Source organism: Paraburkholderia sp. JHI2823 (assembly GCF_038900695.1).
Taxonomy (GTDB): Bacteria; Pseudomonadota; Gammaproteobacteria; order Burkholderiales; family Burkholderiaceae; genus Paraburkholderia; species Paraburkholderia mimosarum.
In genome coordinates this window covers 1-9,516 of the sequence record NZ_JAYMRY010000081.1, presented here as the reverse complement: position 1 = coordinate 9,516, position 9,516 = coordinate 1, and the positions used below count along the sequence as shown (strand labels likewise).

Below are 9,516 nucleotides of genomic sequence, written 5' to 3'. Positions count from 1 at the left end.
TTCGAGTGCAGGTCGATTCCACTAAACTTGTTCATGCCGGCCTCCTGTGCGTCACGTCGGTGTCCCCACCCTGACTGTACGCCCGCCGTTCGAGTCGAACGGCGGGAGGCCGGCTATATGATTATCAAAACCTGTCGGGTCACCCATGCGGGCTACCCGACGGATCGACGAGTTCCGCGCTCCCGCTCACTCGGGAATGACACCATCGTCGAACGGCTCCTCGTCGCCGGAGCGCGCCTCGTCGGCGTTATCGCTGGTCTCTTCGGCGACGTCAGACGCCTCTTGCTGCACCTCGACGGCTTCCTCGACCTGCTCCTTCAATTGCTGGCTCACTTGGTCGCCTAGATTCTCGACGATGTCCGGAAGCGACTGCGTGACCTCGCCCAGGCTTTGGTTCGCTTCGCTCAGTTGACCGGCTTTGAGCTTCGAGCTCGCGTCGACGAGGTTGCCCTCGGCCTCTTCGATCTGCTCGTTGACCTCGATCTGCGCGAGATCCTTGAGCTGTGTGCTTGCGCTGTCGATCCCGCCCCGGATGTCGTCCCCAGCCACCTCGCTGTATGCTTCGGAGCCCGACTGACGCGCCGCACTCACGTCGTTCGCGAACCCGGCATCGTCCGCCGACACCTGCACATTGCCGTCGCCCGCGGCCCGTTCGGCCAGTTGCTGGTCCTGCTGCCGCGCGTCGTTACCGATTTCGTCGCCGGCATCCTGCGCATCCTGCTGCTGTTGCCGGTTGGGCGCATCACCGCTATTCTCGTTGGCCTGGTCGTCCCGGAGCTTGTTGTCCTTGCCGGTCAGCTTCTGCTTCAGGAAATCGATCGCCATCCACACGCCCATCGCCTGCAGGAAGTAGCCGAGCACCTTGTCGAACGTGAGGTTCGACCAGAACTTGTCCCAGCCCGACTCCGGCGCGAGCGGGATTGCGATCACCTTCTTGTTGAGCAGCGTGCCGGTCAGGATCGGCCACGCGGTAGTGTCGCTCTCCTTGCCCGTGAAGGTCCCCTTGAAGCCGAATGCCGCATTGAGCGCAACCGCGCCGGCAGTATCGACGATCTGCCCATTGTCGAACGACAGCGTGCTCGTCGAGCCGCTCGACCCGGTGAGCGTGATCGTCATGCCGCTCGATCGGTCGGCCGGATCAGCGGGCGACGGGGCCCCCGACTTTCTGCCGAACACGATCGTGCCTTCGGAGGTCGCGCCGGTCTTGCCCTCTCCCGGCGCCGAATAGACGTAGTAGGTCCGGCCCGGCTGGCCCTTGTCGTCCATGCCCCACAGATACGCATAGCCGCGCATCCAGGTACTGACCGCGACGTAGCTCGGGAAGTCGAGCCCCTTGAACAGGTCGTACTGGTTGAAGAACGCGGCGATCGCCTTCTCGCTGTCGGACACGGACGGCAGCTTGAACGCGTCGGTCATCGCGCTCTGGAAGCCGGTCGCCATCTTCGACGTCGGCGACGTCATGATGTTCTGGCAGAAGCTCAGCGCCTTGGCCATGTTGGCGGCGGCAGCTTCGGTCACGGAGATGGGCGGGTAGCCCTGCGTGCTGAAATCGAGCGCTTCGCCGACCGACATGACCGGGAACAGTGAATCCGGCTGCGAAATCAGCAACTGGTAGATGAAGCATGGCTTGGTCTGCCCCTTCGAATCGGTGTAAGTACCGTCGAGCATGACCGCGCGCACCGCGCCGTTGGCCAGCACCTTGCCGCCCGACGACAGCGCCAGCAGCGTCAGCTCCTGCAGATAGCCCTGCTTCGGCGAGTTCTGCGCGACGTTGGTCGACGAGTTGAACGCATTGAGCACGACGACGCTCTTGCCAGACTTGTTGGTGATCGAGCAGTTCTTGTTGATAGCCATCGCTTTTCTCCGTAGGTGAGTAGGAACAACGCGGGTTGACGGTGATGACGTCGCTCGCGGCATGCACGCCGCGTCTGCACCTAGTACTCGACGCGGGTCGTGCTTGAGCGCACGCCCTCTTCGAACCTGATGGAGATGATCGTGCCGCCGATCGGCTGCCCGTCGGTCGCGAAACCCGTGACGCGCGAGCGCCAAGGCGCGGCGCGGCCACTCGACAGCCATTCGTCGCGCACCTGCGCGAGGCTGCCGTCGGCGCGAAACGCCCGCCGCGTCCGATCCGGCGCACGCGTCGGCTGCCAGGGCCCCGGCATGGGTATTGCCGGCGCGGCTTCGCGTGAGGGCGGCACGGGGTCCCCCTGTTTCAGCACGCAAGTCGAGGTCAGCTCGCCGTTCGCGAAGCGAAACAGCGTTAGCACCTGCGTGTTGCTGGCCGCCGGGTGCAACGTGACAAGCAGATGCCCGTCGAGAATCTTGCCGCGCGCATCGAAGGCGACTCCGCCGTAGTCGGATTCGACACGTTGGCGCACCGTTGAGCCGTCTTCCGCGTAGTTGGTGGTGAGCAGACGGCCGGGCGTTCCGTGCGCGGTCAGGATCGAGCGCGCGGTGCTCGCGAGCGTCAGCGCCGGGCCGGCATGGCGGACGATCGCCCGTTCGCCGCCCGCGAGCCGCGTACCGACCAGCACGGCGTTCGCGAAATCGATCTCGAGGCGGCTCGCGATCGCGCCCTTCCCGCCGGATGTGTCGTTGACGAGCGAGTAACGCGCCGGCCGTTCGTTCGCGTAGGTCATCTGGGCGACATGGCTTGGCGTCCCGTCGGGGCCGGCGAGCGAGAATTGCGCGACGCCGTCGGTCGGCCAGCCGGCGGGGTCGAGCGCCAACGCGCGATAGATGCCTTGCACCGTGCGCCGCAGCGTGCCGTCGGCGGTGAGCAGCCGCGTCGCCGACGACGCCGCGCGGCCTTGTGCATCGATGACGATCTCGGGCGTCGAATGGGGCGCGCCGCCCGCGAGCGATGCCGCATAGCGGATCGTGCCGCCCATATCCGACACGTCCGCATAGCTCGCCTGGCCCATGGTCGCGACGCTCGCGTCGTCGGGGCCGTAATGCACCGCGCCGACCGATCGCGGCCGGTTGCGTCCCAGGCCCGTCACGTCCGCCGCGACGGCCAGCGCCTGCTGCCCGAGTTCCTGAATCATGGTGCCTCCTGCGTGGTCAGGGATCGCTCGACGGGCCCGGCGTCGTCGACGCTGCCGCGCGGCCGCTCGAGCACGTCGACGATCCGGTCCATCAGCGCGACGCCTTCGGCGCGCGTCGTCACCCGCTTGTAGGAAAAGCGCATGTCTAAGCTCACGCGCGTCACGCCGGAATGATTGGCGACCGTGCCGTGGCCCAGATAGCCGCCGTCGAAGATCAGCACCTGCCCGTATCGCACCGGCACCGGTTCGAAATCGCCGCTGCCATAGTCGCGTTCGAGCCACAGCGTCGCGCCGTCGAACACGTCGGTGAACGGCATCCAGAAGTTGATCTGGTCGATCCGGCGCGTCACGCAGATGTCGTGATGAAATGAGCTGATGCTGGCCGTGCCAGACAGATGGATGCGAAGCTTCGGATGGCTCGTGTACGAAATCCCGCGCCCGACCAGCGGCGCGAGCTGCGCGAGCATGAAGCCGTGGTAGAGCTTCCAGAAATCGGCATAGGCAGGCTGGCGCTCCATCATCGCGCTCACCATCAGGTTGTCGCGCGGGCTGATCCGCACGCTGCGCCCGTTGCGCCGCCGATGGTCGAGCAGGTGCGCATGCAGCCGGTCGAGCCGCTGCACCTTGTACACGTCGCGGCTCAGCACGGCCGCGAATGGAAAGCGCGACGTGTCGTAGTCGAGTAGCACCCATGTGCGCCGCGGGCGCGGTCCGGCTTCGCGTACGAGTTGCGCGCGATCGACGTCGGCAATCGACGCGCCGGTGGCCATGACGGTGCTCATGCGTGGTCCGCTCCATCCCGGTGCAGTCGCGCAAGCACCTGGCGGACGCGTGCGAGATTGGTCGATGCGCGCTCGTAGCCGTGCCACAGGAACAGCCCGCCCTTGCAGCTCGCTGCGGCCATGATCGCGACAAGATGCGCCCACGCCCAGTCGGGCAGCCCGAGCCGCGGCCTCGCGGCGAGCACGGCGGCGTCGGCGCCGCTCATGACCGCCATCCCGCGCAGCGCGATGCTCGCGCCGCTGGCGCCTTGCGCGGTGCCGTGCACGAGCGGACGCAACGTGACCGGGTCGAGCGTAAAGGTCAGCGATCCGCACGCCATCGTGGACCGCCCGTCGCGCCATTGCATCGCTTCGCCGTCGAACGTTGCCGCCACGCGCCGCCCACCGATCGAGAAGCCGCCGGCATCGACGCACGCGGAGGTCACCTCGGCCAGCGCCCCGTGCCGTAGCAGCAGCCGGTATTCGCCATGCAGGTACGCGGCGGGCAAGTCGTCGCGGATGCGGGCCGCGAACGGCACGAGGCGCTCGCCGAGCGTGAAATGGTCGCGGCCAATCGACAGCGGTTCATCGACAGGCGTGCCGTCGAGCGTCACGCTCATCCCGGCCGCCGTCGGCAGGATCGCGATCCGGTGCTCGCCTGCACGGGGCGCGAGCCATCGATAGACTCCCGCGATCGCGCTTGCCGGCAGCCGCGGGCGCGCCAGGCACTCATCCACGACGAGCTTGTGCGACGTATCGGGGTGGGCGCCCGCCTGCCAGATCAGTCCGACCCAGCGCCGCTGGCCGCCCGGGCGCAGATCGGGCTGCAGGTAGCCGGAGCAAGGATTTCCGGCATCGGCGGACCACGTGAGCACGCCCTTGTCGAAGCGCGCGCCCTGCACGCGCACCCCGTTCAGGTCGACGCGCGTGACGCCGCCGTCCGGCCGGCCGAACACCGACAGCGACAGTGCCTGCCCGGCGGCCAGATAGAAGCCGCTCCATACCGCCAGGTCGCGACGCAGCAGTTGCTGGAAATCGGCGGCGAGCGCGGGCCAGTCAGCCGCGATGCCGCGTGCGTCGCTCCACGACGCGGCCGCCGCCAGAACGCGGCCGGCCGGCGCGCGCTTGACCGCCGCGAGCAGCGTCGCGCTCGCCGATTTGCGGTCGAGCAGCAGGATCAGCAGCCGGCGGTTTTCGGGCTCGCCGCCGGCACACAGTCCTTTCGCGGCGAGCTGGATCGCACCGGCATCGCGCCGGCTCAGCAGCTCGCGCTCGCGTGGCGACAGGCCCGGCCAGCCGGCGACGGCCGCGGCGGCATCGTCGCGATAGCGCTCGCGCTGGTGCGGATCGTCGCACAGCGCCAGCACGAACCGCGCGGCCGCGCTGTCGGGCTGCCAGTGGTAGCTCTGCGGCACGTCGAAGGTCGCGAAATCGCTGAACGCACGGCGTTCGCGCGGACCGTAGCGATCGATCACGCGCAACGCGTCGGCAGTCGTGCGCAGCGGCTGGCCGGGATGCAGCAGCCCGAGCCGGTCGAGCATCACCGCATCGGCGAGGGCCGCGTCCTTCGGCGGCAGGTAGAAGGTCGAGATGCCCGTCACCCAGTTCTGCACCGACGGATCCCGCAGCGACGCGATCGTCTGACGGTCGATCAACGGCTCGACGCCGGGATAGCGCGAGCCGACATAGTTCACGACCGGATGGTCGGCGCCGTACAGCGCCTCGAGATAGTCGAGCAGCACCGAGAAGTTGCAGTTCAGATACCCTTGGCGGCGATACCCGAGCTCGCCGATCAGCCCGACCTGCCACAGCACGAGGTGCAGTCCCGTATCCGGCCGGCGGCTGCGGATCAGCATATCCGTCGCCTCGTACATCTGCATGCCGGGCTGACTGGGATCGACGCCGAGATCCGCACACAGCGAGTCGAGCGCGCTGACCGCCGCACGCATCTCGGCGCGATGCCCTTCGCGCCGTGCAATCCGGACGGCCCGGTGCGTCGCCAGCACGAAGATGCCCGGATGACCGTAAAAGATCGCGACGACCCGCTGCCCCTGTCGCACCGGATGCAGCATCGCTTCGGCCATCTGCATGTACGTGACGTAGCGGCGCTTGCTGTCGTCGTACAGCGTGTAGAGGTCGTAGGCGTCGGGACGCTCGCGCAGCAGCCAGACCTTCGTCGCCGGGTCCGCGACGCAGAAGAACACGTGATCTGCCGCACGAATGCGCGCCTCGTCCGCACGGGTGAAACCGCTCGCCTCGATCCCGGAGCCGAGGATCTCCAGCAAACCCGGCCGGGCCGGCGGCGCAATATCGGCCGGATCGTCGGTGATGGACGCCGCACGCGCCGCGATCTCGCGCGCGAGATGCCGCCAGCGGCGGCGATGCGTTTCCGCATCGGGATAGCGTTCAGGGTCCGGCTTCGCCCAGGCAGTGCTCATTATCGATCCTCGTGACGGACGGGCAATCAGCCCTTCAGGTAGACCATCGCAACCGACGCCCCGGTCTTCACGGGCAGCGGCTGGTTCTGGTACGTCGCTTTCGCGAGCGTCTGGAACGCCAGATATGCGTTGGCGCCGGTGTTCTGCTTCATCTGTGCGACGAGCGCGTTCTGGGCATCCTGCGGCCAGCGCCAGTTATGCGCTTCGGTATCCGCTTGGCTGTTCTTCGTCTGCAGGATCGTCGACAGCGTCACCTGCAGCGTGGTCGAATCGCCCTGCACTTCCTGCACGTACTGGCTGAAGGTGGTCCAGCGCGTGTCGACCGGGATCGGATCGTTCAGCATGTAGTTGACGAGCAGGCCCAGCCCAGAGGTCTGGCGCGGTTGGAGATTCTGCATGTCGCGCTCGTCTGCCTGCCGCCATGCATCGAGCAGCTTACCGGCAGCCTGGAACGCGACGTAGATCGCGACGCCCTCGACGAGCGTCGGCAGTGCCTTGGTCATGATCCAGTTTCCGACCGCGCCGAGCACGCGCGATACCGTCCCGGGCTGCACATCGACGTCGGTGTCGATATCGACGTCGACATCGACGTCGATGTCGCTGTCGGTCACGACATCGTTGTCGACGTCGATATCGACATCCACATCCACGTCGACCACGGCAATGAAATCCACGTCCACGTCGATGTCGACATCCACGTCCACATCCACGTCGATATCGATGTCCACATCCACGTCGATATCGACATCGATGTCGATGTCGACGTCCACGTTGACGGGATCGGCATCGTCGCCCACCGCGCTGTCCGGGGCCGCGCTGTCGCCGTTCGCGTTCAGCACACCGCGGATCTTGCCGGCGATCTCGCCGACGTTGGTCGCGAGCCATTGCAGCCCGCCAGGAATCGCGGCCAACAAGTTGATCGCCGCATCGACGGCCATCGCGAGCTGAACAGTGAAAAACGCGCCGTAGACAAGGTCATAGAGCACCGCGTACCACGGCAGCGTCGGGTCCTGGTACGACTGCGCGATGAATTGCTGGCCGTTGTACGTGCCGACGAAAGCCCAGGAGATCGTGTCCGAGTGCCGTTCCCACGCGAGGTCGCGTATGACGGCCGTGAGCAGCATACCGTTCTTCGCGGTTGCCCCTGCGCTGGACAGCTGCGAGGTCGCGAAGTCGAGCGGAATCGGCGTGCCTTCGGTGGGCGTGTACACCGCCTTGCCGCCGGTGATCGTCAGTGTGCCGACGCAGGACGTCGGTAGGATGAAACCCATCGAGCTCGCTGCCGGCGGTTCGTAGCAATAGTAGGTGCCGGGGAACGCATAGAGCTGGTTCGTCGCCCAGTAGCCCAGCGCGGAGTAGAGGCCAAACGTGAGCCCCGCTGCGCCGTTCTGCGAGAAATAGGTCGCCGCCGCATCCGGCAGGCTGGTCACCGGGGTGTTCTCGACCAGCGCGTTGAAGTTGAGCGCCGTCGGCGTAAACGGCTGGCTCACGGTATTCCGGTAGAAATTCCAGCCTGCCTGTGCGACGTCCGCGTCTGACTGCGCGAGCGGAATCGTCAGCGAGCCGCGCGTGAGCGCTTCCGCGACGGCCACCTTGAGCGGAAATTCGTCGGTCTGACGCGCAATCACGACGCGCGCGATCGGCTCGTCGGTCGTAAAGTGACCGGTACCATCCGCCGGGACGCTGCCGAGCAGCGTATAGGTCGGCACGTAGGCCGAAGGATCGGTCGACGGCGGATTGGTCGGGGTCGGCGACATCGTCGTGTAAACATTCACCGCCGCGCCGTACGTGCTGGTGACGTTGATCGGGTAAGTGGCCATGTTCATTGCACCCATGCGCGATACGGTGAATACGGCGGTGGATCGGACCGCTGACAAACCCACGCATTCATGGCTGATCTCCTGTGGAAATTGATTCGCGTCCTGTCGGAACCGCGGGCAAGACGCCCGCATCTTGCAGATTCCACTTCGGCGGCAGCGTCCCGATTCACGACATTGCCGGGCGAACAGGCACGGCAGCGCGGTGCGAACGGTCGTTGTCCCGAGATCCCGCCGCCAGCTCCGATCAATTCAACAGCCGCTCGACCTCCCGAATGAGCGCTGAGTCGTGCGCATCCTGCTCGCAAGCACACAGGATGGTCGTCCCGATTCGCGGAGTCTCCGCGAGCACCAAAGAAAGCAACGCATATGCCAGTTGCCGCACGTCAGGCATGCAAGTTGTACCGCAAGGCGCCACGAAACGTGGTAATGCTCAGTATCGACGAGAAGACCGGCATTCAGGCCATCGAGCGCAAGCACCCAGGACGCTCGCCCGTGCCGGGAAGGCTGCGTCGCCGCGAATTCGAACATGTTCTTCACGGCACCCAGGCGTTAATTGCTGCGCTCGATGTGCATATCGGACAGGTGCTGGCAGAATGCCGCGATCGGCGTACCCAGGACGATCTGGTCTCCTTCATGGAGCGCGTGGCTGCTGCATATCCTGACAAACAGGTGCACGTGGTTTGGGATAACCTCAATACGCATCGCGCTCAGGCTGTCTGGCAGGCATTCAACGCGCGGCACGACAAGCGGTTTCGCTTCCACTTCACGCCGTTGCACGCGAGTTGGGTCAATCAGATCGAACTCTGGTTTGCCCGCTACACGCGCCGGGTGCTGCGCCATGCCAGCCATACCAGCACCGCGCATCTGCGCGAGCGCACCGAACGGTTCCTCAGCGAGCACGATCAGGCCGCGCGCCCCTTCAAATGGAGTTTCCGGGGCTATCCGCTGCAAAGCGGCACATCGTAATCGAGGAACCGACATGCCGGCTTTACCCGCCAAACACTACGCTGCTCAATTGCAGCGACAACTGCGCAGTTTGCTCGGCCATGAGCAGATCGTTACGCAAGCCAACGGGCGTCACCTGCTGATCAAACGTCTGGACGACGAGGAGCCAACCGTGGTGGCCCGGCTGACTGAACTCGGCCGCAATCGTTATGGCGCCGCCTTTCGCAGCCACAGTGGACGTTGGGAACCCCTGCCAGGTACCGGTACGCTCGACGAGATGGCCGGAGAGGTCGTCACGCTGCTGCACCCGTACCTGCAGCCCGATAACTATTAAACCTATTTGAGGGATGCTGTACTAGCCTGCCTGCTGCATTATGAGCTTCCCCCGAAATTTCGCCTTCCAGTAGGTCATGTGTAAACTCGACCCGAAGGAAGGAAAGAATCGATGTTCAAAATACCGAAGCAGGCGTACACCGCTGAGTTCAGGACGCTCGCGGTACAG

7 protein-coding genes are annotated in these 9,516 nt (G+C 65.8%); 2 read left to right on the top strand and 5 right to left on the bottom strand.

Features of this window, described 5'->3' with window-relative positions; genetic code table 11:
• Positions 1–186 precede the first annotated feature (186 nt).
• The 5 genes from VSR34_RS36775 to VSR34_RS36755 all read right to left on the bottom strand — a co-directional run bounded on the left by VSR34_RS36775 (position 187) and on the right by VSR34_RS36755 (position 8,075).
• On the bottom strand, positions 187–1,854 hold the full coding sequence (locus VSR34_RS36775) for a hypothetical protein (protein ID WP_342965044.1): 1,668 nt from the start codon (positions 1,852–1,854) through the stop codon (positions 187–189).
• 80 nt (positions 1,855–1,934) lie between these two features.
• Positions 1,935–3,050 (bottom strand): hypothetical protein, encoded by a 1,116-nt coding sequence (locus VSR34_RS36770; protein ID WP_342965043.1) that lies wholly within the window; start codon positions 3,048–3,050, stop codon positions 1,935–1,937.
• Positions 3,047–3,832, bottom strand: coding sequence for a hypothetical protein (locus VSR34_RS36765; protein ID WP_342965042.1), 786 nt, complete (start codon positions 3,830–3,832; stop codon positions 3,047–3,049). The genes VSR34_RS36770 and VSR34_RS36765 overlap by 4 nt, the downstream gene beginning before the upstream one ends.
• Positions 3,829–6,249, bottom strand: a complete 2,421-nt coding sequence (locus VSR34_RS36760) for an SAM-dependent methyltransferase (protein ID WP_342965041.1) — start codon at positions 6,247–6,249, stop codon at positions 3,829–3,831. Before VSR34_RS36760 ends, VSR34_RS36765 begins: the two co-directional genes overlap by 4 nt.
• 26 nt (positions 6,250–6,275) lie before the next feature.
• A complete protein-coding gene (locus VSR34_RS36755) occupies positions 6,276–8,075 on the bottom strand; it encodes a hypothetical protein (RefSeq protein ID WP_342965040.1) in 1,800 nt (599 codons plus the stop codon).
• A 273-nt stretch (positions 8,076–8,348) separates the two neighbouring features.
• Here VSR34_RS36755 and VSR34_RS36750 point away from each other — a divergent pair, with 273 nt between their 5' ends.
• On the top strand, positions 8,349–9,035 hold the full coding sequence (locus VSR34_RS36750; protein ID WP_342965045.1) for an IS630 family transposase: 687 nt from the start codon (positions 8,349–8,351) through the stop codon (positions 9,033–9,035).
• A gap of 13 nt (positions 9,036–9,048) precedes the next feature.
• Positions 9,049–9,348, top strand: a complete 300-nt coding sequence (locus VSR34_RS36745) for a hypothetical protein (RefSeq protein ID WP_342965039.1) — start codon at positions 9,049–9,051, stop codon at positions 9,346–9,348.
• The last annotated feature ends 168 nt before the right edge of the window (positions 9,349–9,516 follow it).

Bases quoted from the DNA above. Each gene is read 5' to 3' on its own strand.
- VSR34_RS36770 (WP_342965043.1), bottom strand. From the start codon at position 3,050: ATGATTCAGGAACTCGGGCAGCAGGCGCTGGCCGTCGCGGCGGACGTG.
- VSR34_RS36745 (WP_342965039.1), top strand. From the start codon at position 9,049: ATGCCGGCTTTACCCGCCAAACACTACGCTGCTCAATTGCAGCGACAA.
- VSR34_RS36760 (WP_342965041.1), bottom strand. From the start codon at position 6,249: ATGAGCACTGCCTGGGCGAAGCCGGACCCTGAACGCTATCCCGATGCG.
- VSR34_RS36765 (WP_342965042.1), bottom strand. From the start codon at position 3,832: ATGAGCACCGTCATGGCCACCGGCGCGTCGATTGCCGACGTCGATCGC.
- VSR34_RS36755 (WP_342965040.1), bottom strand. From the start codon at position 8,075: ATGAACATGGCCACTTACCCGATCAACGTCACCAGCACGTACGGCGCG.
- VSR34_RS36775 (WP_342965044.1), bottom strand. From the start codon at position 1,854: ATGGCTATCAACAAGAACTGCTCGATCACCAACAAGTCTGGCAAGAGC.